This is a genomic window from Delftia sp. NA_296.1, from assembly GCF_052692095.1.
The window spans coordinates 590,531-615,126 of sequence record NZ_JBQZGF010000001.1 but is presented as its reverse complement, the minus strand read 5'-3'; the positions used below and the strand labels follow the sequence as shown (position 1 = coordinate 615,126).

21 protein-coding genes are annotated in these 24,596 nt (G+C 67.6%); 5 read left to right on the top strand and 16 right to left on the bottom strand.

The genetic code is table 11. The annotated features are described in order from the left end of the window. Window positions 1–178: 178 nt before the first annotated feature. Together ACUTR7_RS02965 and ACUTR7_RS02960 are read right to left on the bottom strand one after the other, a co-directional pair. Window positions 179–742, bottom strand: a complete 564-nt coding sequence (locus ACUTR7_RS02965; protein WP_202758442.1) for an NUDIX hydrolase — start codon at window positions 740–742, stop codon at window positions 179–181. A 147-nt stretch (window positions 743–889) separates the two neighbouring features. Further along, on the bottom strand, window positions 890–1,585 hold the full coding sequence (locus ACUTR7_RS02960) for a fumarylacetoacetate hydrolase family protein (protein WP_034393172.1): 696 nt from the start codon (window positions 1,583–1,585) through the stop codon (window positions 890–892). Window positions 1,586–1,718: 133 nt separating this feature from the next. On the opposite strand from ACUTR7_RS02960, the gene maiA reads away from it, so the two are divergent. Together maiA and pgeF are read left to right on the top strand one after the other, a co-directional pair. Beyond that, window positions 1,719–2,384 (top strand): maleylacetoacetate isomerase, encoded by a 666-nt coding sequence (gene maiA / locus ACUTR7_RS02955; RefSeq protein WP_013802559.1) that lies wholly within the window; start codon window positions 1,719–1,721, stop codon window positions 2,382–2,384. Further along, entirely contained in the window at window positions 2,381–3,238 is an 858-nt protein-coding gene (gene pgeF / locus ACUTR7_RS02950; RefSeq protein WP_445608081.1) for a peptidoglycan editing factor PgeF, read from the top strand. Before maiA ends, pgeF begins: the two co-directional genes overlap by 4 nt. On the opposite strand, the gene ACUTR7_RS02945 is transcribed toward pgeF, so the two are convergent. Next, on the bottom strand, window positions 3,158–3,493 hold the full coding sequence (locus ACUTR7_RS02945; protein ID WP_013802557.1) for a hypothetical protein: 336 nt from the start codon (window positions 3,491–3,493) through the stop codon (window positions 3,158–3,160). The genes pgeF and ACUTR7_RS02945 overlap by 81 nt on opposite strands. A gap of 141 nt (window positions 3,494–3,634) precedes the next feature. Between ACUTR7_RS02945 and ACUTR7_RS02940 the strand changes: the two genes are divergently transcribed. The 3 genes from ACUTR7_RS02940 to phbB all read left to right on the top strand — a co-directional run bounded on the left by ACUTR7_RS02940 (window position 3,635) and on the right by phbB (window position 7,782). Next, window positions 3,635–5,527 carry a PHA/PHB synthase family protein gene (locus ACUTR7_RS02940; RefSeq protein WP_034393177.1) on the top strand — a complete coding sequence of 631 codons (1,893 nt, stop codon included), beginning with the start codon at window positions 3,635–3,637 and terminating at the stop codon, window positions 5,525–5,527. A gap of 123 nt (window positions 5,528–5,650) precedes the next feature. Then, window positions 5,651–6,832, top strand: coding sequence for an acetyl-CoA C-acetyltransferase (locus ACUTR7_RS02935; RefSeq protein ID WP_012205435.1), 1,182 nt, complete (start codon window positions 5,651–5,653; stop codon window positions 6,830–6,832). Window positions 6,833–7,044: 212 nt separating this feature from the next. Beyond that, window positions 7,045–7,782, top strand: coding sequence for an acetoacetyl-CoA reductase (gene phbB, locus ACUTR7_RS02930; RefSeq protein WP_012205436.1), 738 nt, complete (start codon window positions 7,045–7,047; stop codon window positions 7,780–7,782). 717 nt (window positions 7,783–8,499) lie between these two features. Here the strand turns inward: phbB and ACUTR7_RS02925 are convergent. The 13 genes from ACUTR7_RS02925 to ACUTR7_RS02865 form a co-directional block, all read right to left on the bottom strand. Beyond that, window positions 8,500–9,474, bottom strand: a complete 975-nt coding sequence (locus tag ACUTR7_RS02925) for an isoaspartyl peptidase/L-asparaginase family protein (protein WP_445608080.1) — start codon at window positions 9,472–9,474, stop codon at window positions 8,500–8,502. Then, window positions 9,471–10,553, bottom strand: a complete 1,083-nt coding sequence (locus tag ACUTR7_RS02920) for an amino acid ABC transporter permease (protein WP_445608079.1) — start codon at window positions 10,551–10,553, stop codon at window positions 9,471–9,473. The genes ACUTR7_RS02925 and ACUTR7_RS02920 overlap by 4 nt, the downstream gene beginning before the upstream one ends. A 17-nt stretch (window positions 10,554–10,570) precedes the next feature. Continuing rightward, on the bottom strand, window positions 10,571–11,620 hold the full coding sequence (locus ACUTR7_RS02915; protein ID WP_445608078.1) for an amino acid ABC transporter permease: 1,050 nt from the start codon (window positions 11,618–11,620) through the stop codon (window positions 10,571–10,573). 20 nt (window positions 11,621–11,640) lie between these two features. Beyond that, window positions 11,641–12,678 (bottom strand): amino acid ABC transporter substrate-binding protein, encoded by a 1,038-nt coding sequence (locus tag ACUTR7_RS02910; RefSeq protein WP_034393187.1) that lies wholly within the window; start codon window positions 12,676–12,678, stop codon window positions 11,641–11,643. After that, on the bottom strand, window positions 12,675–13,631 hold the full coding sequence (locus ACUTR7_RS02905) for a MurR/RpiR family transcriptional regulator (RefSeq protein WP_445608077.1): 957 nt from the start codon (window positions 13,629–13,631) through the stop codon (window positions 12,675–12,677). Before ACUTR7_RS02905 ends, ACUTR7_RS02910 begins: the two co-directional genes overlap by 4 nt. A 272-nt stretch (window positions 13,632–13,903) precedes the next feature. Beyond that, window positions 13,904–15,964: an ABC-F family ATP-binding cassette domain-containing protein gene (locus tag ACUTR7_RS02900; RefSeq protein WP_445608076.1), complete on the bottom strand. Its 2,061-nt coding sequence runs from the start codon at window positions 15,962–15,964 to the stop codon at window positions 13,904–13,906. A 94-nt stretch (window positions 15,965–16,058) separates the two neighbouring features. Next, entirely contained in the window at window positions 16,059–17,078 is a 1,020-nt protein-coding gene (locus tag ACUTR7_RS02895) for a tripartite tricarboxylate transporter substrate binding protein (protein WP_445608075.1), read from the bottom strand. A 41-nt stretch (window positions 17,079–17,119) separates the two neighbouring features. Further along, a complete protein-coding gene (locus tag ACUTR7_RS02890; RefSeq protein WP_445608074.1) occupies window positions 17,120–18,343 on the bottom strand; it encodes an acyl-CoA dehydrogenase family protein in 1,224 nt (407 codons plus the stop codon). 1 nt (window position 18,344) lies between these two features. Next, window positions 18,345–19,943 (bottom strand): class I adenylate-forming enzyme family protein, encoded by a 1,599-nt coding sequence (locus ACUTR7_RS02885; RefSeq protein ID WP_445608073.1) that lies wholly within the window; start codon window positions 19,941–19,943, stop codon window positions 18,345–18,347. Between the two features lie 176 nt (window positions 19,944–20,119). After that, entirely contained in the window at window positions 20,120–21,118 is a 999-nt protein-coding gene (locus ACUTR7_RS02880; protein WP_197956344.1) for a LysR family transcriptional regulator, read from the bottom strand. A 1-nt stretch (window position 21,119) separates the two neighbouring features. Then, window positions 21,120–22,097, bottom strand: a complete 978-nt coding sequence (gene prmB, locus ACUTR7_RS02875) for a 50S ribosomal protein L3 N(5)-glutamine methyltransferase (RefSeq protein ID WP_445608072.1) — start codon at window positions 22,095–22,097, stop codon at window positions 21,120–21,122. A gap of 20 nt (window positions 22,098–22,117) precedes the next feature. Continuing rightward, entirely contained in the window at window positions 22,118–23,278 is a 1,161-nt protein-coding gene (gene dapE / locus ACUTR7_RS02870; RefSeq protein WP_445608071.1) for a succinyl-diaminopimelate desuccinylase, read from the bottom strand. Window positions 23,279–23,364: 86 nt separating this feature from the next. Continuing rightward, window positions 23,365–24,534 carry a PilT/PilU family type 4a pilus ATPase gene (locus tag ACUTR7_RS02865; protein WP_034393206.1) on the bottom strand — a complete coding sequence of 390 codons (1,170 nt, stop codon included), beginning with the start codon at window positions 24,532–24,534 and terminating at the stop codon, window positions 23,365–23,367. Window positions 24,535–24,596: the final 62 nt, after the last annotated feature.

Here is a 24,596-nt window from a genome sequence, read left to right as displayed (position 1 = left end):
TGATGCAACGAGCAAGAAGGAGGCCAGCTTGTGACTAAATGTGTCTGCAAGGTGACACAAGGATGACAGCCCCCCATCCACAGCCCCATCAGCGCCACGCCGGGGCATGGCCTGGCGTCACCGGCGTGCGTCCGGCACTGCCGTGCAGCGCGGTGGTGCCGGACGGCGGTGCATGTGCCTACAGGCTCAGGTCGATGGAGTGCACGCGGTGCGCGTCAAGCAGGCCCGCCGCACGGTCCTCGAAGTAGCGCTCCAGCGTCACGCGCACGGTGCGAAAGGCCAGTTCCTCCCAGGGAATCTCGGCCTCGGCAAAGAGGCAGGCCTCCATGGTCTCGGGGCCTGGATAGAACTGCTCGCTGCGCAGGCGGGCGCGGTAGAACAGGTGGACCTGGCTGACCTTGGGCACGTCAACGATGGAAAACAGCGGCCCCATCTCGATGTCGGCACCGGCTTCCTCATCGGTCTCGCGCTGGGCGCCGCGCGCCGTGGTCTCGGCCAGTTCCATGAAGCCGGCAGGCAGGGTCCACAGGCCCCGGCGCGGCTCGATGTTGCGCTTGCACAGCAGCACGCGGCCGTCGTCGGTGACGGGGATGGTGCCGACCACGTTCAGTGGATTCTCGTAGTGGATGGTGTGGCAGTGCGGGCACACGGCGCGTTCGCGCGTGTCGCCATCGTCGGGAATGCGGTAGACCACGGCCGTGCCGCAGGCTCGGCAGAACTTGATGGGGCTGCGAAAAATCATGCCGACACCATGGAAGTGAAAGCGCCGCCAGACGGAAGGCGGGAAGGCTTTCCGTGCGGCGGACTGTGGGTTCAGAAAAACGAAGGCCGGCAGGCCGGGGAGCGCGCTCCCCGCTGCCTTGCCGGCCTGTCGCCAGGCAGACGGATCTCAGGCGATCTTGACGCTCAAGGGGCTCAGGCCATCGATGCGGCCTTCCAGCAGGTCACCGCGCACCACGGCGGCCACGCCTTCGGGCGTGCCCGTCATGATCAGGTCGCCGGGCTGCAGTTCCCAGGCGGCCGACAGGTGCTCGATGGTCTCGGCAATGTTCCAGATCAGCTTGCCGATGTCGCTGCGCTGGCGGTCGGCACCATTGACCTGCAGCGAGATCGTGGCCTTGGCGATGTCGCCGGCCTCGGCTGCCGGGGTGATGGGGCCGATGGGCGCGGCATGCTCGAAGGCCTTGCCGATGCACCAGGGGCGGCCCTGCTTCTTCATGTCGTTCTGCAGGTCGCGGCGCGTCATGTCCAGGCCCACGGCGTAGCCCCAGATGTAGTCCAGCGCGTCGGCGGCCAGGATGTTCTTGCCCGCCTTGCCGATGGCCACGACGAGCTCGATCTCGTGGTGCAGGTTGGAGGTCAGCGTGGGGTAGGGCATGGTGCCCGTGGTGCCGGCCTCGACGGGTACGATGGCGTCGGCAGGCTTGAGGAAGAAGAAGGGCGGCTCGCGGCCGGTGAAGCCCATCTCCTTGGCGTGCTCTTCGTAGTTGCGGCCCACGCAGTAGATGCGGTGCACGGGAAAACGCTCGGGGCGGCCCAGGACGGGTACGCTGGCCACGGCGGGCGGGTTGAAAACGTAGCTCATGTCGGTGTTCCTCTGGCGCCTTGTCTCGTGGGCGCCGTCGCAAGTGTGCCATGCCTGTGGCCCCGCAACGGGGCAACGCGATGGCCGGATGAGCCGGAACAGACCCCGGGCCGCACGGTATGCTTTGCGGTCTATGAAGCTCCACACCTACTTCCGCTCGTCGGCCTCCTACCGCGTGCGCATTGCGCTGCAGATCAAGGGCCTGGACTATGAATCCGTACCCGTGCACCTGCTGCGCGGCGACCACAGGGCGCCGGCCTATGCCCAGCATGTCGGCGATGCGCTGGTGCCGGCGCTGGAAACCGAGGACGGCCACTGGCTGACCCAGTCCATGGCCATCATCGAATATCTCGATGAGACCCATGCCGAAATACCGCTGCTGCCGCGCGACGCCCTGGGCCGTGCCCATGTGCGCGCGCTGGCCCAGATGGTGGCCTGCGAGATCCATCCGCTCAACAACCTGCGCGTGCTCAAGTACCTGGTGCGCAACCTGGGTGTCTCCGACGAGGCCAAGAGCGGCTGGTACGTGCATTGGGTGCGCTCCGGCCTGGAAGCCTTCGAACGCCAGCTGGACCTGCTGGCCGCCGAGCGCGAGGCCGCAGGCCTGGCGCCTTCGCTGTTTTGCTGGGGCGACACGCCCACGCTGGCCGACTGCTGCCTGGTGCCGCAGATCTTCAACGGCCGCCGCTTCAACGTGAGCCTGGACGGCCTGCCACGCCTGGCGGCCATCGTCGATCGCTGCGAGGCGCTGCCGGCCTTCCAGAAGGCCCATCCCTCGGCCTGCCCCGACGCGGAATGAGCGCTGCCCCGCCTGACTCCATCCCCGGCAACCTCCCCGGCACCATCCCCGCATCCTGGCTGGTGCCCGAGTGGCCCGCGCCGCCCGGCGTGCACGCGCTGTGCACCTCGCGCGAAGGCGGCGTCAGCACGGCGCCCTGGGGCAGCCTGAACCTGGGCGACCATGTGGGCGATGACCCGCAGGCCGTCCGCACCAACCGCCAGCGGCTGCAGGAGATCGTGCGTGCCCATACGCCTGGCGCCTGCGCGGTGTTCCTGCAGCAGGTGCATGGCGTGGATGTGGTGGCCCTGGATGCAGGCAGCGCGCAGGGCCAGGCCTTCGATGCCTGCGTGACCAGCGCCTCGGGCGTGGTCTGCACCATCATGGTGGCCGACTGCCTGCCCGTGCTGCTGGCCCATCGCAGCGGTGCCGTGGTGGGCGCGGCCCATGCGGGCTGGCGCGGGCTGGCGGGCGGGGTGCTGGAGACGCTGTTCGAGCGCTTTGCAGGCCAGATCCAGGCACCGCCCGGGCAAGCGGCGCAGCAGACCCTGGCCTGGCTCGGACCCTGCATCGGTCCGCGCTCCTTCGAAGTGGGCGCCGAGGTGCGCGCGGCCTTCATCGCGCATGACGCGGCGGCCGGGGCGCATTTCACCGCCGTGCCGCAAGAGGGCGGGGGCGCACCCAAGTACCTGGCCAACCTGGCCGGGCTTGCGCGCCAGCGCCTGGCGGCGCTGGGCATCACCGCCATCTACGGCAATGACGGCGGCGACGCATGGTGCACGGTGCTCAACGGCTCACGGTTCTTTTCGCACCGGCGCGACGCTGCCCGCCTGGGCAGCAGCGGGCGGTTCGCCGCCTGCATCTGGAAGGACTGAGCGCGCCTGCGTGCCGGGGCCGCTCTGCGAGGCCTGCTGCTGCGCCAGCCAGGCCTCGCGCTCGGCCAATTCGCGTGCATGGCGTTTTCGCTTGCGCGCGGGCGTGCCCATGATGTAGATCACGATGGACAGAGGCAGCAGTCCATAGAGTGCGAACGTGATCACGGCGCCGAGTATGCTGCCCGTGGGGCTGGCGGCCTCGGCCACTGCCATCATCAGAGTGACATAGAGCCAGGCGATAACAACGAGATACATGGTCGAACCAAAAAATCGAGCGAGGCACGGGTTTTCGTGGAGGTCTGTGCCGGGCAAGGCGGGGCTCGCCTGGGTCACAATCAAAACGGATGCCCCGCAAGCCCCAGGCTATTGCATGGCATCCACGAACAAGGATGCAGCATGAATTTTGACCCACTCGCTGGCCTGTCAGGCCAATCCGTCCAGCAATTCTGGAACGAGCAATGGAGCCGCACGCTGCAGACACTGCAGCAGCTGGGGCAACCAGGCCTTCCGGGAACCCAAGGCATGCCAGGCATGCCGGACATGGCCCAGGCCTGGAAAGCGGCCGTCCCCGAACCCGGCGCCCTGCCCGAGAACGCGCTGTCGCTGGACCCCGAAAAGCTGCTGGAGCTGCAGCGCCAGTACCTGGATGGTGCCAAGGCCATGGCCGAACAGGGCGGCGCCCAGGCGCTGCTGGCCAAGGACAAGCGCTTCAACACCGAATCGTGGGCCGGCAATCCGCTGACGGCGGCCACGGCTGCGACCTATCTGCTCAACAGCCGCATGCTCATGGGCCTGGCCGATGCCGTGCAGGCAGATGACAAGACGCGCAACCGCGTGCGCTTCGCCATCGAGCAATGGCTGGCGGCCATGGCGCCCAGCAACTTCCTGGCACTCAATGCCGAGGCCCAGAAGAAAGCCATCGAAACCCAGGGCGAGAGCCTGGCCCAGGGCGTGGCCAACCTGCTGGCCGACATGCGCCAGGGCCATGTGTCCATGACCGACGAGAGCCTGTTCACCGTGGGCAAGAACGTCGCCACCACCGAAGGCGCCGTGGTGTTCGAGAACGAGCTGTTCCAGCTCATCGAATACAAGCCGCTGACGGACAAGGTGCACGAGCGGCCCTTCCTCATGGTGCCGCCCTGCATCAACAAGTTCTACATCCTGGACCTGCAGCCCGACAACTCGCTGATCCGCTACGCCGTCAGCCAGGGCCATCGCACCTTCGTGATGAGCTGGCGCAACCCCGACGAAAGCCTGGCGCGCAAGACCTGGGACAACTACATCGAGGACGGCGTGCTCACCGGCATCCGCGTGGCGCGCGAGATCGCGGGAGCCGAGCAGATCAATGTGCTGGGCTTTTGCGTGGGCGGCACCATGCTGTCCACCGCGCTGGCCGTGCTGCAGGCACGCCACGACCGCGAGCATGGCGCAGTTGCCGCTCCGGCGGCCAAGGCGCCTGCGGCCAAGCGCGCGGCTGGCAGCCGCAGCGCGGCCCGCACATCCACAGCCCGCGCCACGGCGCCAGCTGGCGTGCCGTTTCCCGTGGCCAGCGTCACGCTGCTGACCACCTTCATCGACTTCAGCGACACCGGCATCCTTGATGTCTTCATCGACGAATCCGTGGTGCGCTTTCGCGAGATGCAGATGGGCGAGGGCGGTCTCATGAAGGGCCAGGACCTGGCGTCCACCTTCAGCTTTCTGCGGCCCAACGACCTGGTCTGGAACTACGTGGTGGGCAACTACCTCAAGGGCGAGACGCCCCCGCCGTTCGACCTGCTGTACTGGAACAGCGACTCCACCAACCTGCCCGGCCCCTACTACGCCTGGTATCTGCGCAACCTCTACCTGGAAAACAAGCTGGCCCAGCCCGGCGCGCTGACCGTCTGCGGCGAGCGCATCGACATGCACCAGCTGCGCCTGCCGGCCTATATCTACGGCTCGCGCGAGGACCACATCGTGCCCGTGGGCGGCTCCTATGCGTCCACCCAGGTGCTGGGCGGCGACAAGCGTTTTGTGATGGGCGCATCGGGCCACATCGCGGGCGTGATCAATCCGCCGGCCAAGAAAAAGCGCAGCTACTGGCTGCGCGAGGACGGCCAACTGCCGCCCACGCTCAAGGAATGGCAGGCCGGCGCCGACGAGTACCCGGGCAGCTGGTGGGCCGACTGGAGCCCCTGGCTGGCCGAGCACGGCGGCAAGCTGGTCGCAGCGCCAAAGCAGTACGGCAAAGGCAGGGAATACACGGCCATCGAGCCGGCCCCGGGCCGCTACGTACTGGTCAAGGCCTGAGGCACAATCGTTTCGATGCTGCAGTGCAATAACGCTGCGGCTTGAATGCAGGGTGCCGCTGCCGCGACTGCGGCAATGTGCGCCCGGGCATCCCTTCAAGAGTCCAAAGAAAGGTCCGTCATCATGGAAGACATCGTCATCGTTTCCGCTGTCCGTACTGCCGTTGGCAAGTTTGGCGGCACCCTTGCCAAGATCCCCGCCACCGAACTGGGCTCCATCGTGATCCGCGAGGCACTGAACCGCGCCAAGGTCGGCACCGACCAGGTCGGTGAAGTCATCATGGGCCAGGTGCTGGCCGCTGGTGCAGGCCAGAACCCCGCACGCCAGGCCATGATGAAGGCCGGCGTTGCCAAGGAAACCCCGGCCCTCACCATCAACGCCGTCTGCGGCTCGGGCCTGAAGGCCGTGATGCTGGCAGCCCAGGCCGTGGCCACGGGCGACAGCGAGATCGTCGTGGCCGGCGGCCAGGAGAACATGAGCCTGTCGCCCCACGTGCTGCCGGGCTCGCGCGACGGCCAGCGCATGGGTGACTGGAAGATGGCCGACACCATGATCGTGGACGGCCTGTGGGACGTCTACAACCAGTACCACATGGGCATCACGGCCGAGAACGTGGCCAAGGAAAAGAGCGTCAGCCGCGAGCAGCAGGATGCCCTGGCCCTGGCCAGCCAGCAAAAGGCCACGGCCGCACAGGACGCAGGCAAGTTCGTGGACGAAATCGTTCCCGTCAGCATTCCCCAGCGCAAGGGCGATCCGGTGGTGTTCGCGGCCGATGAGTACATCAACCGCAAGACCAATGCCGACGCCCTGGCAGGCCTGCGCCCGGCCTTCGACAAGGCCGGCTCGGTGACGGCCGGCAACGCCTCGGGCCTGAACGATGGCGCGGCCGCCGTGGTGGTGATGAGCGCCTCCAAGGCCAAGGCCCTGGGCCTGAAGCCGCTGGCGCGCATCGTCTCCTACGCCACCAGCGGCCTGGACCCCGCCACCATGGGTCTGGGCCCGGTGTTCGCCTCGCGCAAGGCGCTGGAGCGTGCGGGCTGGACCGCGCAGGACGTGGACCTGTTCGAACTGAACGAAGCCTTCGCGGCCCAGGCCTGTGCGGTGAACCAGGAGCTGGGCATTGACCCCGCCAAGGTCAACGTCAACGGCGGCGCCATTGCCATCGGCCACCCCATCGGCGCATCGGGCGCCCGCATCCTGGTGACCCTGCTGCACGAGATGCAGCGCAGCGGCGCCAAGAAGGGCCTGGCCGGCCTGTGCATCGGCGGCGGCATGGGCGTGGCCATGGCGGTGGAGCGCGTCTGAAGGGCTCCGGGAAAACGTTAGCAAGCTTTCAGGGTAGATCCTAGGCCTGCCTAGGGCCTGCCCGAAGAGAGGCGCAGCGCACGCGCTGCATACTAGCCATACGGGGGTGCCGGACCCAGAGGTTCAGGCACCCTTGGTGATAACCGGAGTCAATGCCCCGGTTGTCGTGGATAGATTGATCTGAAGCAACCATTGATTGACAGGAGAGAAGAATGGCTCAAAAAGTAGCGTATGTCACAGGGGGAATGGGAGGCATCGGAACGGCTATCTGCCAGCGTCTGCACAAGGAAGGCTTCAAGGTCATCGCAGGTTGCGGTCCGTCGCGCGACTTCCAGAAGTGGCTGGACGAGCAAAAGGCGCTGGGATACAACTTCCATGCATCGGTCGGCAATGTGGGCGACTGGGCTTCCACCGTCGAGGCCTTCAGCAAGACCAAGGCCGAGCACGGCAGCATCGATGTGCTGGTCAACAATGCCGGCATCACGCGTGACCGCATGTTCATCAAGATGACGCCGGAAGACTGGCAGGCCGTCATCGAGACCAACCTCAACTCCATGTTCAACGTGACCAAGCAGGTCGTGGGCGACATGGTGGAAAAGGGCTGGGGCCGCATCATCAACATCAGCTCGGTCAATGGCGCCAAGGGCCAGGCCGGGCAGACCAATTACTCGGCCGCCAAGGCGGGCATGCACGGCTTCACCATGGCGCTGGCGCAGGAGATGGCCACCAAGGGCGTGACCGTGAACACCGTGAGCCCCGGCTACATCGGCACCGACATGGTCAAGGCCATCCGTCCCGACGTGCTGGAGAAGATCGTGGGCACCATCCCCGTCAAGCGCCTGGGCGAGCCCAGCGAGATCGCATCGATCATCGCCTGGCTGGCTTCGGAGGAAGGCGGCTATTCCACCGGCGCCGATTTTTCGGTCAACGGTGGCCTGCACATGCATTGAACCTGCAAGGGTTCGCGCTGCAAAGGAGCCTCCGGGCTCCTTTTTTGTTGGGCAGCCCCGCTGCAAATGTCCCAGAAATGACAAAACCCGCTGAAGCGGGTTCTGTGGAAGAGCGGGTCTGCACGGAAGGCCGTCAGACCGGTGGTGTCAGAGACTGGGGCACCGCGTGCGCCAGCCAGCGCCTCAGCGCTTGCGATCGCGTTCGTCTTCGGGCCAGATGGACATGATGGCAGTCGTTTGCATGGAAACTTTCTCCTGTATTGCTCTCTTAACGCGGGCCAGATTCAGCTGGTTGACAGGTTTTTAAAAAATTTTCGAAGGAAGTCGAAACTTTTTTGTGACCCGGTTTTCAGGCGTTGCGGGGGCCGCGCTTGCGGTCACGGTCATCCCATGGCCAGACAGCTTGGGCCAGCGCAGCGGCTGCAAAGCGGGTCTGCAGGGCGGTGTGGGAAAAGATGTCGGTCATGTGCAATCACTCCTTTGTTGCGTGTTCAACGCGGGCAAGTGGCTGCAGGTTGACTCAGGGATTGCCCCAGGACGCAAGCAATTGCAAGCCTGGAGGTGGGGATCTGTCAGTTTGAAGACAGATTTCTGGCGCAATGAGAAAAAATCCGTTTCCTGACAGAGGCTTACTGACGTGGCGGGCCAATGCCGATGCTGTTACGCCTCGTTGCCCGCAATGCGTGGGCACAGGTCAACCAGGGGCGAAAACGTCTATCAGGCAAAAATCAGGGTCACGGCAGGCGCGTCGTCCACGATGTAGCCGCGGTACATGCCGGCGCTGTTGAAGGGGCAGTGCACGCGTCCGTCGCTGTCCACGGCCACCACGCCGCCCTGGCCACCGATGTGTGTCAGCGTGCCCCGCACTGCGGCATCGGCTGCGAGTTCCAGGCTTTGCCCCAGGTAGCGCATGCGCGCATGGATGTCGTGCGCGATGGCTGCGCGCAGGAAATGCTCGCCGGTTCCCGTGGCCGCCACGGCGCAGGTGGTGCTGTCGGCGTAGAAACCTGCGCCCACCACGGGCGTGTCGCCCACGCGCCCGGGGCGCTTGTTGGTCAGCCCGCCGGTGGATGCCGCGGCGGCCAGGTTGCCATGCACATCGCGCGCCACGGCGCCGACCGTGCCCATCTTGCCGTTCTCGTTCAGCGGAGCCGGGTGCGCCGCCAGTCCGCTGGCGTCGTGGTCCAGCAGCGCGGTCTGGCCGGATTGCGCCTGCACCCGGCGCAGCTGTGCCAGGCGCTCGGCAGAGTCGAAGTAGCCGGCATCCATCCGCGCCAGCCCGCGTTCATCGGCAAACCGCTGCGCCCCCTCGCCGACCAGGAGCACGCACTGGCCGTCGTCAAGAACATGCCGTGCCAGCGCAATCGGATTGCGCACCTGGCTGACGGAAGCCACTGCGCCGGCCCGCAGGTTGCTGCCGTCCATCAGGCCGGCGTCCATCTCGTGGCGCGCGTCGCGCGTGTAGACGGAGCCGCGCCCGGCATTGAACAGCGGGCAGTCTTCCAGGGACTGGCACGCGGCCTGAACGGCGTCCAGCGCGCTGGCGCCGCGCCGCAGCAGGGCGGCGCCCGCCTCCAGCGCCTGGGCCAGGGCAGCGTGGTAGGGGGCCTCGTCGGCCTGGCCCTGGATGACGGTGCCTGCGCCGCCGTGCACGGCAATGGAAAATTTTCGGGGGTTCTGGGACATGTTCATTGGAGTGCGTAGCGCGATTCCAGGAAGCGGCCATAGCGGGCGATGCCCAGGCCGATGAGCAGGTAGACGGCGCAGACCACCATGTACATCTCCACGAAGTACGCAATCCAGTGGGGGTCGCTCATGGCCATCTTCAGGGAGCCGGTGATGTCGTAGATATTCACGATCGCCACCAGGGAGGTGTCCTTCACCGCGCCGATGAAGTTGCTCACCGTGGGCGCGATGGTCACGCGCAGTGCCTGCGGCAGGACCACGTGGCGCAGCACCTGCACCCTGGTGAAGCCCATGGCCTGGGCCGCCATGACCTGGCCCTGGGGCACGGCCTGCAGCCCGCCGCGAAACACCTCGGCAAGATAGGCGGCGCTGAAGGCCGCCAGGCAGACGGCGATGCGGACCATGGGGTCCACCCGCCACTGCGCGGGCACCAGCATGGGCAGCACGAAGGCCCCGAAGAACAGCAGCGTGATCAAGGGGACGCCGCGCACGGCCTCGATGAAGCCCGTGCACAGGATGCGGATCAAGGGCAAGCTGGAGCGCCGGCCCAGCGCCAGCAGAATGCCCAGCGGAACGCCGGCCAGGCAGGCGATCACGGCAAGGAACAGGGTCAGCGGCAGGCCGCCCCACAGATCGCTGGGCACGGGTACCAGGCCGGCCACACCGCCCGCCATCAGCACGCCAAAGCCGGTCAACCCGGCCAGCAGCATTGCCATGCCGGCGCGGCCGAAGAAGCGCGGCAGTGCCGCCACCCCCACGCTGCCCAGCAGCAGCAGGCTGGCGGCGACGGGGCGCCACTGTTCGGCCATGGGGTAGCGCCCCAGGAACACCAGACGGTACTTGTCGCGCACCACGCCCCAGCAGGCGCCGGCCGCAGCGCGGCATGTGTCGGGGTTGACTGCGGTTTCGGCGTCGAGCAGGCCCCAGGCCAGCAGCTTCCAGCCCGCCCACAGCGCGGCCAGCAGCAGCGTGGCGGTGATGAGCCCGGAGAGCGCATCCGGAAACAGGCTGGCGCGCAGGCGCTGCGCCAGCGGAACCCGGGGCGGGGCCACCGGCAGGGCCGGTGCGCGGAGTACGGCACTCATGGGCAGGTCTTTCCCGGCTAGCGTGTGATGAAGGCACTGCGCTGGTTGAAGGCATTCAATGCCAGCGAGGTCAGCAGGTTGATGGCCAGGTAGACCACCGCGATGATGGTCACGCACTCGATGGCCTGGCCGGTCTGGCTCATGGCGGTGTTGGCGACCATCACCACGTCGGGGTAGCCGATGGCCACGGCCAGCGAGGAGTTCTTGATGGTGCTGAGCGCCAGGTTGGTATAGGGCGGAATGATCACCCGCAGGGCCTGCGGCAGCACGATTAGGCGCAACTGCTGGCCGCGGCGCATGCCCAGGGCCGAGGCGGCATTCCATTGCCCGCGCGGCACGGCCTGCAGACCGGCGCGCACGATTTCCGCGCAATGGGCGGCGGCATACAGGCCCAGGGCTCCCACCAGGGCCAGGAATTCAGGCGTCAGCGCCAGTCCTCCGTCGATGCCGAACATGCCCGGTTGCGGCGAGCTCCAGTGCCAGCCCGCCGCGCTGTCGTACACCGGGCCGGGCAGGGCCAGCCCCGCCTTGCTCAGAAAGCCCAGGGGGCCGATGGCCAGAGGGTGGTCCACGTCGGGCAGCAGCGAAGTCAGCGCGAAATACCACAGCAGCACCTGCACCAGCAGCGGGATATTTCGCGCCACATCGACATAGAGGCGCACGGCGCCGCGCAGCAGCGGATGCCTTGCCACGGCGGCCACGCCCAGCAGCAGGCCCAGCACGGTGGCCAGCACGAGCGCGGGCACGGCGGCGCGCACCGTGTTGGCCACGCCGGCCGCGACCGCACGCAGGTAGCTGTCGCCGGGCTCGTAGGGCAGAAGCCCTTCGGAGATGGAAAAGCCGGCCGTCTGCTCCAGAAAGCCGAAGCCCCCGGCAATGCCGCGCGCGGCCATGTTGCGGCTGGCGTTGTGCGCCAGCCAGCCCAGCAGCAATATCAGCAACCAGCCGATGGCGAGCTGCAAGGCCAGTCGGCCCCAGCGTGGCCGGGTGGGGGCCGGTGGCTGCCGTGCCCCGGTGTCGATGGCATTCACGGCTTTCGCAGCATCCACAGCGTTCGCGGCGTTCATGGCAGGGTGCCCTCGGCGCGTCAGTTCATCGGCGGCGACATCATCAGGCCGCCCTTGGTGAACAGCGCGTTCTTGCCGCGCGGGACGTTAAGGCCCGACCTGGCGCCCAGGTTGCGCTCATAGCTCTCGCCATAGTTGCCCACGGCCTTGACGATGCGCAGCGCCCATTCCTTGTCCAGCCCCAGCTGCTTGCCCAGGTCGTCGCTCTGGCCCAGGAAACGCTTGACCTGGATGCTGTCGGAGCGTGTCTTGAGCTCGTCGGCATTGGCCTGGGTGATGCCCAGTTCCTCGGCCTCGATCATGGCGTTGAGTGTCCAGCGCACGACGGCGAACCATTCGTCGTCACCGCGGCGCACGGCCGGGCCGGCCGGCTCCTTGGAGATGACTTCGGGCAGGATCACGTAGTCGTCGGGGTTGGCCAGTTCCTTGCCGCGCAGCACGGCCAGGGCGCCGAGGTCGCCTGTATAGGCCTGGCAGCGTCCGCTGCTGAAGGCCTGCAGGGCCGCTTCGGGGTTGTCGAACACCACCGCCTTGTAGTTGAGCTTGTGGGCGCGAAAGTACTCCGACAGGGTCTTTTCCGTGGTGGATCCGCTGATCACGCAGATGGTGGCGCCAGAGAGCTGCTTGACGCTGTTCAGGCCGGGCTTCTTCCTGGCCATGAAGCCCTGGCCGTCGTGGAAATTGATGCCCGCCCACATCAGGCCCAGGCCGTTGTCGCGCGTGAAGGTCCAGGTGGTGTTGCGTGCCAGCAGATCGATCTCGCCGGACTGCAGCGCCGTGATGCGTGTCTGGCCACTGGTGGGAATGAACTTGACCTTGCTGGCGTCACCCAGGGTGGCTGCAGCCACGGCACGGCACAGATCCACGTCCAGCCCGGACCAGTTGCCGCTGCCGTCGGCGAGCGCAAAGCCTGCGCGTCCCGTGTGCACGCCGCAGGCCACGGCGCCGCGCTGCTTGATGCCGTCCAGCGTCTTGCCAGCGTGGGCGGGCGCGGCAGCGAGTGTGAAGAGGGCGGCCATCGATGCAAGCGCAAGGCGCAGACGGGCAGGGGCGTTCATGGTGAATCCTTTCCAGCGGGATGGGGGGCCTGGGGTTGCGGCTTGCTTGCCGCCGGCGAAGCGGTATCGGCGTCCGGAGTCAGGTAGGGAAGCACCGACTCGGACAGTTCGACCAGGCTGCGCACGGCCTGGGGTGTGGCGCGGATGACCTGGGTGGCCAGTGCCTCGACCATGGCCATGGCCGCCATTGGCGATGAAGGCAGCAGGGGATGCGAGGCGGGCGCCAGCAGCGTGTAGTCGGCCTCGCGGGCCAGCGGACTCGTGGACTCGTCGGTGATGGCGATGGTCAGGGCGCCCCGCTGGCGTGCGTGCGCCGTCAGCGCGACGGCTTCGCGCGAGTAGCGCGGCAGGGAAATGGCGATCAGCACGTCCTGCTCCGTCAGCCCTGTCATGCGGCGTACCGCCTGTTCCGATCCGCCTGCGGAGGTCACTTCCACCACCTGCTGCAGATAGGGTTGCAGCACGTCGGCGCCAAAGGCCGCCACATGGTGGGAGCTTCCGAACCCCATGAAGAGCACACGGCGGGCGCGGCAGATGCGCTGGGCCAGTTGGTCGAGCAGTCCGGGGTCGCAGGCCTGCGCAGCCGCCTGCAGGTTGCGCTGCGTGTGCCCGAAAGCCTGCTCGCCCATGGTGCCCACAGCGCCCGCGGTGCCTGCCGTAGCGGCTTCGGGCCCATGCGCCGCGCGCAGCTTGTTCACGGGCTCCAGGGCCTGCTGCAGCTGGCGGCCAAGGTGCAGGCGCAAATCGGCAAAGCCTTCGTAGCCGGCGTGCTTGGCGAAGCGGTTGACGGCAGCCAGGGAGCCACCGCAGGCATTGGCCACTTCCTCGGCGCTCAGCGTGACGGCCAGCACCGGATGCGCGGCCATCCAGCGGCCGACCCGGGCGACGGCGGGCGAGCCATCGACGCTGGCGCGCAGCAGTTCCTGTACGGCGGGATGGGGGTGGAGTTCCATGAATGAATGAAAGTGAATGGTATCTTTCATTCATTATTTTTTAAGAATGAAATCTTTCATTCAGGGGAAACCCTGAACCGAACGATCCATGCGTTCCGCTGGCTGCGGGGAAGTGCGGGGCGTTGGGGGGAGGGCAGGGCCTCAGGGGTGCACTTCGGCGCAGCCGAAGTGGAACGCCGTCTTCAAGCTGGACGACGCTTGTGGCAGGCGGTCATGGGTGCGAGCAAGGGCCTCGCACCCATGGGACCGCCTGATTTCGAGAACGACTGGAATCAGTCGGACATTGCGGCCGACAGCTGCTCGATCTGCTCGCTCAGTTCCAGCCAGCGCTCTTCCAGGCTGTCGATCTCGTCGTTGCAGGCCTTGAGGCTGCGGCCCGTCTCGGCCATGTCGGCGGGCGAGATGGGCTGGCTCAGCAGGCCTTCGAGCCGCGTGCGCTCGGCCTGCAGCTGGGGCAGGCGCTTGTCCAACTGTTCCAGTTCCTTCTTGAACGGCCGGGTCTTCTCGGCCACCTGCTGGCGGGCCAGGGCGGCCAGGCGCCGTTGCTCGCGCTGGTCTCCGGCACTGGCGGCCGGTGGCGTGGACGGGGCAGCGGGGGCCAGCGCAGCAGCCACGGGGGCCTGCACTGCAGGTGCTGCTGCAACTGCTGCGGGCTCCACCTGCGCTGCCGCCTTGCTGGTGGCCGCAGCCGCCTGTTCGGCCTTGCGGGCCTCTTCGCGCAGGCGGCGGGATTCTTCCAGCAGGTAGCGCTGGTAGTCGTCCAGGTCGCCGTCGAAGGGGCCGACCACGCCACGGCCGACCAGCCAGAAGTCCTCGCAGACCGAGCGCAGCAGCGCGCGGTCGTGGCTGACCAGCATGACGGTGCCGTCGAAGTCGTTGATGGCCATGGCCAGGGCCTCGCGCGTGGCCAGGTCCAGGTGGTTGGTGGGCTCGTCCAGCAGCAGCAGGTTGGGGCGCTGCCAGACGATCATGGCCAGCACCAGGCGGGCCTTTTCGCCGCCGCTCATGCTGCCCACGGCCTGCTTGACCATGTCGCCGCTGAAATTGAACGTGCCCAGGTAGCTGCGCAGGTCCTGTTCGCGGGCCTGTGGGCCCGTGGCGCCGGTGTCCCGTGCCAGGCGGATCATGTGCTCCATGGGGTTTTCGCCGGGGCGCAGCACGTCCAGTTCCTGCTGGGCGAAGTAGCCGATGTTCAGGCCCTTGCCTTCGGTCACGGTGCCGGCCAGTGCCTTCATCTCGCGCGCAATGGTCTTCACCAGGGTGGACTTGCCCTGGCCGTTGGCGCCCAGGATGCCGATGCGCTGGCCTGCCAGCACCGAGCGGTTGACGCCGCGCAGGATGGTGGTCGCCTGGCCTTCGTCGTCCAGGTAGCCGAATGCGGCGTCCGTGATCGCCAGCATGGGGTTGGGCAGGTTGGCCGGCGGCTTGAACTCGAAGGTGAAATCGGCGCTGGCCAGCATGGGTGCGACCTTTTCCATGCGCTCGATCTGCTTGACGCGGCTTTGCGCCTGCTTGGCCTTGGAGGCCTTGGCCTTGAAGCGGTCGATGAACTTCTGCAGGTGGGCGATCTTGTCCTGCTGGCGCTCGAACGAGGCCTGCTGCAGCAGGATCTGCTGGGCGCGCAGTTCCTCGAACTTGCTGTAGTTGCCGCCATAGCGCGTGACCTGCGCGTTTTCGATGTGCAGCGTGGTGTTGGTGATGGCGTCCAGGAATTCGCGGTCATGGCTGATCACGACCAGAGTGCCGGGGTAGCGCTTGAGCCAGGCTTCCAGCCAGACCAGGGCGTCCAGGTCCAAGTGGTTGGTGGGTTCGTCCAGCAGCAGCAGGTCGGAGGGGCACATCAGCGCGCGCGCCAGCTGCAGGCGCATGCGCCAGCCGCCGGAGAAGCTGTTGACGGGGTGCTCCAGCTCGGAGACCTTGAAGCCCAGGCCCAGGATCAGGGCCTGGGCGCGCGGCACGGCATCGTGGGCGCCGGCATCGGCCAGGTCCACGTGGGCGTGGGCAATGGCCATGCCGTCCTCGCTGGCCTCGGCGGCCGCGAGCTGGGCGTTGAGCTCGCTCAGGCGGGTGTCGCCGTCCAGCACGAACTGGGTGGCCGTCTCCGAGGTCTCGGGCATGTTCTGCGCGACCTGGCCCAGGCGCCATTGCGAAGGGATGGAGAACTCTCCACCGTCCTCGGCCAGGCTGCCGTTGAGCAGGGCGAACAGGCTGGACTTGCCGGCGCCATTGCGTCCGACAAGGCCGACTTTTTCACCGGGGTTGATGGAGACGGAGGTGCTGTCCAGCAGCACGCGGGTGCCGCGGCGCAGGGTAATGTTGCGAAGGCTGATCATGAATGGGCAGGATTATCCCAGCGATTGCGCCAGGGCAGGATTGCCGCCCGCCATGCCCGTGCCCGGCCACGGTGCAAAGCCCTGGTACCTGGCCCTAGATCGGTTGTATGCCCACGCGCTGCATCATGGACTGGGTGAACTGGATCTCGCGCTCGAAGCCCTTGGCATAGGCGTCGGCGCTTGTGATGGCGACCTTGCCGCCTTCCTGCTCCAGCAAGGCGATGACCCTGGGCTGCCTGAGCACCTCCTCCAGCGCCGTGCGCAGCCGCTGGACGATGGGCTCGGGCGTGGCGGCCGGCACGGACACGCCGCCCCAGGAGGTGAGGTTGACATCGGGCACACCCAGCTCGGCCAGGGTCTGCACCTGGGGCAGCTTGGCGTTGCGCTGCGGCCCGGCAATGGCCAGCGGCACCAGCTTGCCGGCCAGCACCTGGGGATAGGCCACGGAAAACAGCGGGGCGCCGAAGGCCACCTGCTGGCCCAGCACGGCATTGACCAGCTCGGACGCGCCCTTGTAGGGCACATGGTTGACCTGCAGGCCCATGCTGGAGGCCAGCATCTCCACGCCCAGGTGCGACGGCGTGCCCACGCCGCCCGAGGCATAGTCCAGCGCGCCGGGCCTGGCCTTGGCGCGCGCGGCCAGGTCGTCCAGCGTGCGCATGCCCGAGTCGGCATGCACGACGACCAGGATGTCCGAGCGCGACATGCCCAGCACATGGCGGAAGTCCTTGAACACGTCGTAGCCGGGGCTTTTGTACATGCGCATGGCGGCGGCCATGGGCGAGCCCGAATACAGCAGGGTGTAGCCGTCCGCCGGCGCCTTGGCCACCTGGCGTGCGCCGATGTTGCCGCCCGCGCCGGCGCGGTTGTCTATCACCACGGGCTGGCCCAGCTGGGCCGACAGTGCCTCGGCCACGATGCGCGCGGCCGTGTCGGGGCTGGTGCCGGCCAGGTAGGGCACCACCCATTTGATGGGGCGCGTGGGCCAGGCGCTGTCGTGTGTGGTGGCTGTGGCGGCTGTGGTGGCCCAGGGCAGGCCTGCCGCAAGCGATGCGGCGCCCGCAGCGCGCAGGAATCGGCGTCGGTCCGGCCTTTGGGATGGATTGTCTTGCATGGCGTTGTCTCCTTGTCTTTTCGCTTTCATCCCGGCCAGCCTCAGGCGCCGGCCCGCTCCAGCAGTTCCTTGGCGATGGTGTTGCGCTGTATCTCGCTGGTGCCCGTGAGCACGCGGTACATGCGCAGCATGCGGAACAGGAATTCCACGCGCCGGCCCTGGACGATGCCTTCGCCGCCATGGATCTGCACGGCGCGGTCGGCAATGCGGAACGCCGTCTCCGAGCAGAACAGCTTGCTCATCGAGGCCTGGGCGCGCGCATCGATGCCTGCGTCGATGGCGCGGGCCGTCTGCACCATCAGTGCGCGCGCGGCCATCCATTCGGTGGCCATGTCGGCCAGCATGTGCTGTATGGACTGGAACTGGGCAATGCTGCGGCCGAATTGCTGGCGCCCCAGCGCATAGTCGCGCGCATCGCGCAGCGCAACCTGGGCCAGGCCCAGCATGGCCGGGCAGTGCAGCAGGCGGTTGACGGTGATGCGGCCCAGCGCCAGGGCCAGGCCCCGGCCCGGCTCGCCGATCAACTGGGCAGCGGGCACGCGGCAGCCGTCGAGCACGATGTCCCCCGTGCTCGATTGCCCCGCCATGGTCTTGTAGCCGCTGACCACCTGCACGCCCGGGGCATGCAGGTCCACGAAGAAGGCGCTGATCTCGCGCTGCGGGCTGCCCTCGGGCGCGGTCGAGGCCATGAGCACGGCCAAGTCGGCGAACGGCGAGCCCGAGATGAAGCGCTTGCGGCCGTACAGCACGTAGTGGTCGCCCTCCAGCACGGCGCGCGTCTCCAGCGCGCCCGCGTCTGAGCCGGCCGCTGCCTCGGTCAGCGCAAAGCAGATGGATTTCTCGGCGCGCGCCACGGGCAGGATGAACTGCTCCATCTGCAAGGGCGTGGCCTTGCGGATCAGCGCGCCTATGCGCGGCGGGCCGCTGAGTTCGCCCAGCACATGGGGCGCGAAGGGCGAGCCCGTGGCGTAGATGGCCTCCTTGACCAGCACCTGGTCCAGCACGGACAGGCCGGCGCCGCCCATGGCCTCGGGCAGGGTCATGCCGTAGAAGCCGCGCGCATGCGACAGCTTCCAGACTTGGCGCAGCAGCTCGGTGGAGGCGCTGTTTTCATGGTCCACGCCATGCGCGCGGGCGAGGTCGGCCAGTTCGCCGTGGATGAAGGCGTTGAGCGCGTCGATCAGGCCGGCTGCGCGCTCGGAGCCTTCAAACGGCATTTCCAGAAGGGCAGCGTTGGCGGCGGGGAGAGTGTCTTTGGCGTTCATCTCAGTTCACCTTGCGGGCGTGGTTGGCCCAGTAGGGCGCCTGCACGGCGCGGCGCATGACCTTGCCGTTGGGGTTCTTGGGCAGCTGCTGCACGAATTCGATGTGGCGCGGGCGCTTGAAGCCGCCCAGGCGTTCGGCGCAGAAGCGGTCCAGTGCGGCGCTGTCGCCGGCCAGGCCGGGCTTGAGCACGATGTGGGCGGCCACGGCCTCGCCCCATTTGTCGTCGGGGATGGCGAACACGCAGGCATCGGCCACCGAGGCATGTTCGTAGAGCACCGACTCCACCTCGGACGGATAGACGTTGAAGCCGCCGCTGATAACCATGTCTTTCTTGCGGTCCACGATGTAGACAAAGCCCTGCTCGTCCATGCGGGCCAGATCGCCCGTGTGGTAGCGGCCGTTCTTGAGCACCTCGGCTGTCAGCTCGGGCGCGCGCCAATAGCCTGCAAAGACATCGGCGCCGCTGACCACGATCTCGCCGATCTCGCCCTCGGGCACCGGGCGGCCCTCGTCGTCCAGCACCTCGATCAGGGATTCCAGGAAGGGCCGTCCGCAGGAAGCCAGCCGCTCGGGGCGCGATGCGCGCGCCTGCAGGTGGTCCTGCACCGTCAGGCCGCAGACACCGGAGGTGGTCTCGCCCGCGCCGTAGCCCTGGGACAGGATGGGGCCGAACACGTCCATGGCCTGCAGGATGCGCGCGGGCGCCATGGGCGCTGCGCCGTAGCCCAGGCGCAGCAGGTCGGGCAGGGGGCGGTAGCGGCCGCCGATCTCGGCCAGCAGCATGTTGATCATGGTGGGCACCATGAAGGTGTGGGTCACGCGCCGCGCCTGCATCTCGGCCATGAAGGCGCCCGGCTCGAAGCCTGAGAACAGGTGGATGGTGGCGCCCGTGCACAGCGCCGGCACCATCTGCATTCCCGAGGCGTGCGTGACCGGCCCCACCAGGCCCAGCACGTGGCCGGCCTGCATGCCCTCGCCGCGCATCAGGAATTTGCGCAACTGGGCCAGGCGGTTGCCGAAGGTCTGCATGGCGGCCTTGAGCACGCCCGATGAGCCTGAGGTGTAGTGCAGCACGGCCACTTCGTGCTCCTGCACGGCCACGGGCTGGAAGCGGTCGCTGGCGCGGGCGAGCAGGGACTCGTAGCTTTCGCCGGCGGGGCCGTCCAGCAGCAGCAGGCGCACGTCGGCGGACTGCAGGTGCGGCTTGAAGGCCTCGGCGCGCGCTGCGGTGGTCACGATGACGGCGGCATCGCTGTTGGCCGCGATATCGCCCACTTCGCGCGGCGAAAGGCGTGCGTTGAAGGGCGCCTTGATGAGCCCTGCCTTGTAGCAGGCGATCTCGATCTCCACGATTTCCACGCAGTTGGGCAGGTAGATGCCCACGCGGTCGCCACGGGACAGGCCCTGGGCAAGCAGGGCGTTCGCCAGGCGGTTGGAGCGCTGCTCCAGCTCGGCATAGCTGATGCTGCGCGCGGCGCTGGTCACGGCCGGCTGTGCGCCATGGGCCCTGCAACTGCGCGCGACCAGTTCGCCGACATTGGGGATGGGAAGGGAGTGGGAATTGGGGTGGCCTGCGGTGGGCCGGGATGTCTCGTGCATGGCATTCCTTGGCTGAAGCCGCGCGTTTTGCGCGGCGTGCCATGCACTGTTCCAGAAGAGGCCTGGAGCGGGGAAATACCGTTTAGTGATTCAGGCGCATCAGAAAAATTGATGTCCAGATCAACCCTTGCGGTATTTGCTGATGACCCCGTGCCCAGACCCCTGCGGTCATGCCGTCATGCCTGCTGCCAGCGCGCCTGCCAGATGCCCGCCGTGATCAATTGCCGGGCCTGTGCCATCAGCGCCTGCTGAACCACCTGCAGCGCCGGGTCGCTGCTGCGGTTGGCCTGCACGGCCAGGAAGTAGCGGCGCAGCAGTTCGGGCGCCGTGACCTGGGCCACGATCCAGCCGTGCTGGATGGCAGTGGGCGCAGCCTTGGCTTCCTCGCGCAGCCAGGCGGGCGCATCGCTCAGCGAGCAGGCGGGCGTGAAGGTGAAGCCCGCGCCGCAGTGGTAGAGCGAGCGGATGACGCGGGCGGAATCGTGTTCGTGGACGATGTTCAGCCGCAGGTCCCGTGCGTCGGCGGCGGCCTCCACGGTCTGGCGGATGGAAAAGCGCCGCGACTGCAGCACCAGCGGCAGCTGGCAGGCGTGGGCAAAGTCCATGTGGGGCAGGCCGCCGTCCGGCGCGGGGCGCAGCAGCGGGGCCACGCTGCCATCGACATCCTGGCCGCAGATGTAGATGGATTCCTCGGCCATGGGCTGCACCTGCATGTCGTGCAGGCTGGCCGTGTCCACAAGAATGGCCAGGTCTGCGCGCCGGTCCAGCATGGCCTTTTGCACCATGAGGCTGAGGTCGTCGAGCACAAAGATGCGGATGCGCGGGTGGCTGTTGCGCAGGCTGGCGATCACGGGGCCGGCCAGCAGGCTGGTCAGCAAAAAGGGCAGGGCGATGGTGACCGAGCCTTCGGGGCCCTGCGGCAGGCGCTGTATGCGCTCGCGCATGGCATCGGCGTCGGACAGCAGCCGGCGTGCGTCCTCGTACAGCTGGGCGCCGGCCGGCGTGGGAGTCACGCCGGCGTGGCTGCGCTCCAGCAACTGGGCGCCCAACTCGCCTTCCAGCTTCTTGATCTGCGCCGTGAGCGCGGGCTGGGCCACGTACAGCGAGTGTGCGGCGCGCGAGAGGCTGCCCGCCTCCAGCACCGCGATGAAGTAGCGCAGCGCCCGCAGGTCCATCTCAGCCCAGGGGGCGGTAGGTGGGGCGTAGGGCCTCGATGTCGCCTTCGGTCCAGGCGCGCAGTGCCTCCTGGGTGATCAGCAGCACCTGCTCGTCGCCCGAGCTGGTGTCCAGCCAGAACACGGGCAGGTCGGGGAAGGCGGCTTCGAAGAAGTCCTTTTCATTGCCGATTTCCAGCACGACCACGCCTTCCTTGGCCAGACGTGACGGCAGGTCCAGCAGCAGGCGGCGGATGAAGTCCATGCCGTCGGCGCCGCCGGCCAGGGCCAGTTCGGGCTCGGCCTGGTATTCGGCGGGCAGGCGCGACATGCTGTCGGCGTTCACATAGGGCGGGTTGCACAGCACCAGGTCCCAGGGGCCGGGCAGGGCGGCCAGGCCATCGCTTTCCAGCAGCTGCACGCGCTCGGCGAGTTCATGGCGGTCCACGTTGATGCGTGCCACGGCCAGCGCATCGGCCGAGATGTCGGCGCCCGTGACCTCGACCTCGGGCCAGGCCATGGCCGCCAGGCAGGCCAGGCTGCCGTTGCCGGTGCACAGGTCCAGCACGCGGCGCGTGCGGTCGGACAACCAGCCGTCGATGCTGCCGTCGGCCAGCAGCTCGGCAATGAAGCTGCGCGGCACGATGGCGCGCTCGTCCACGTAGAAGGGCACGCCCTGCAGCCAGGCCTCGCGCGTGAGGTAGGCGGCGGGCTTGCGCGTTCGGATGCGCTCGGCGAACAGCGCAGCCACTTCGGCCTGCTGCTCGGCGCTCACCTGCTGGCTGGCCAGGGACTCGGGCGCGCCCGGCGCCAGTTCGCTGTCCAGCGGCAGGCCCAGCTTCCACAGCGTGAGCCAGGCCGATTCGTCTTCGGCCGTGGCCGTGCCGTGGCCAAAGGCCACGCCGGCCGCCGTGAGCGCTGCGGCCCCGGATGCCACGAGGTCGGCGATGGTGCTGCCCGAGATGGCGGGAATATTGGCAGGGGTGGGGGCGGATGTCATCGTCGGCTCCTTGGTCGCGTTCAGACGGCCTGCTGGCGCTGCAGCTCGTGGAGCGTGCGGCGGTAAATGTTCTTGATGGGCTCGATGTCGGCCACCACGATGTGCTCGTCGATCTTGTGGATGCTGGCGTTGGGCGGGCCCACTTCCACGACCTGGCTGCAGATCTGGGCGATGAAGCGGCCGTCGCTGGTGCCGCCCGTGGTGGACAGCTCGGTCTCCAGGCCGGTCTCGGCGCGGATGGCCGCCTGCACGGCGTTCACCAGCGTGCCCGGCGTGGTCAGGAAGGGCTGGCCGCCAATGGTCCAGGCCAGCTCGTACTCCAGCCCGTGGCGGTCCAGCACGGCGTGCACGCGCTGCTGCAGCGATTCGGCCGTGGACTCGGTGCAGAAGCGGAAGTTGAAGTCGATGGTCACATGGCCGGGAATGACGTTGGATGCGCCCGTGCCGCCATGCATGTTGCTGATCTGCCAGCTGGTGGGCGGGAAGAAGGCATTGCCCTCGTCCCAGCGCGTGGCGGCCAGTTCGGCCAGGGCCGGCAGGGCCTGGTGGATGGGGTTGCGCGCCAGCTGCGGGTAGGCGATGTGGCCCTGGATGCCCTTGACCGTGAGGCGACCGCTCATGGTGCCCCGGCGGCCGTTCTTGATCATGTCGCCCGTGCGTTCCACCGAGGTGGGCTCGCCGACGATGCACCAGTCCAGGCGCTCGCCGCGCTCGCGCAGCAGCTCGACCACGACCTTGGTGCCGTCCACCGAAGGGCCTTCCTCGTCGCTGGTCAGCAGCAGGGCAATGTCGAAGGAGGGAGCCGGTGTCTCGGCCAGGAATTCCTCCAGCGCCACGACGAAGGCGGCGATGGAGGTCTTCATGTCGCTGGCGCCGCGGCCGTACAGCTTGCCGTCGCGGTGCGTGGGCACGAAGGGCGGGCTGCTCCACTGCTCCAGCGGGCCGGTGGGCACCACGTCGGTATGACCGGCAAAGACCAGCACGGGCCGGTCGGCGCCTGTCCCGGAGCGCCGGGCCCAGAGGTTGCGCACGCGAAAGCTGTCGGGGCCGCTGTCGATGCGCTCGCAGGCAAAGCCCATGGGCTGCAGGGCATCGGCCAGGAGTTCGAGGCAGCCGGCGTCTTCGGGAGTGACGGAGGGCAGGCTGATCAGCTGCTCGGTCAGTTGCAGGGTGCGGGACATGGTGGGTGGAATCAAAAAACAAAAAAGTCGGAGGGCCGGCTGCCGCCAGCGTGCTCCGACATTGTGAACGCTGCGGGGCCAGCCGATCAGTTCGGCTTGACTTCCAGCATGATTTCCGTGAACGAGGGCATGTCGTCCTCGCCGGGCGTGGCCAGTTCGGCGAACTGGCTGGACTGCGCTGCATGGCTGGCCTTGACCACGTCGTTTTCCAGGCGCCACATCAGGTTGGTGGGCGAATCGGCGAAGGCCAGGGCTTCGGCGCGGTCGATGCGGCCGGAGCGGACCAGCTGCGCCAGCGCCTCTTCAAAGGTCTGCGAGCCTTCGGCCATGGATTTTTCCATGGCCTCCTTGACGCCCGAGAAGTTGCCGCGCTCGATCAGGTCGGCGATCAGCTTGGTGTTGAGCATGACCTCGACGGCCGGCATGCGGCCGCCGTCCACGGTGCGCACCAGGCGCTGGGAGATCACGCCCTTGAGCGCTGCCGACAGCTCGCCCAGCATGGTGGGGCGGATTTCCTCGGGGAAGAAGGACAGGATGCGGTTGAGCGCGTGGTAGCTGTTGTTGGCGTGCAGCGTGGCCAGGCACAGGTGGCCCGACTGCGCAAAGCCCATGGCCGAGGACATGGTCTCGCGGTCGCGGATTTCGCCGATCAGGATCACGTCAGGGGCCTGGCGCAGCGCATTCTTGAGCGCGATCTGCAGCGATGCCGTGTCCGAGCCCACTTCGCGCTGGTTGACGATGGAGCGCTTGTTGCGGAACTGGTATTCGATGGGGTCCTCGATGGTGAGGATGTGGCCCGTGAGCTTTTCGTTGCGCGCATCGATCATCGAGGCCAGCGTCGTGCTCTTGCCCGAGCCCGTGGAGCCCACGACCAGCAGCAGGCCGCGCTTTTGCATGATCAGCTCGCCCAGCACGGGCGGCAGGTTCAGCGTGTCCATGGCCGGAATGTGCTGGGCGATGAAGCGGATCACCACGGCGCAGCTGCCGCGCTGGTGCATGGCGCTGACGCGAAAACGCCCCACGCCGCGCAGCGGCACGCCCATGTTGAGCTCGCCCGTTTCGTCCAGCTCCTGCAGGCGCTCGGCCGGTACGATCTCGGCCAGCAGGCTGCGCGGCGCGTCGGGCGGCAGCAGTTGGTTGTTGATGGGCACGCATTCGCCGTTGATCTTGATCAGCGCCGGCGCGTTGACCGCCAGGTAGACGTCGGACGCCTGCTTCTCGCCCATCAGGCGCAAAATCCTCTCCATCGTGCCCATGTTTTCCCCCAAATTTCGTGTACTGCCGCTGTTCTTGGATCGTCTGCACGCTCTTGTGACGT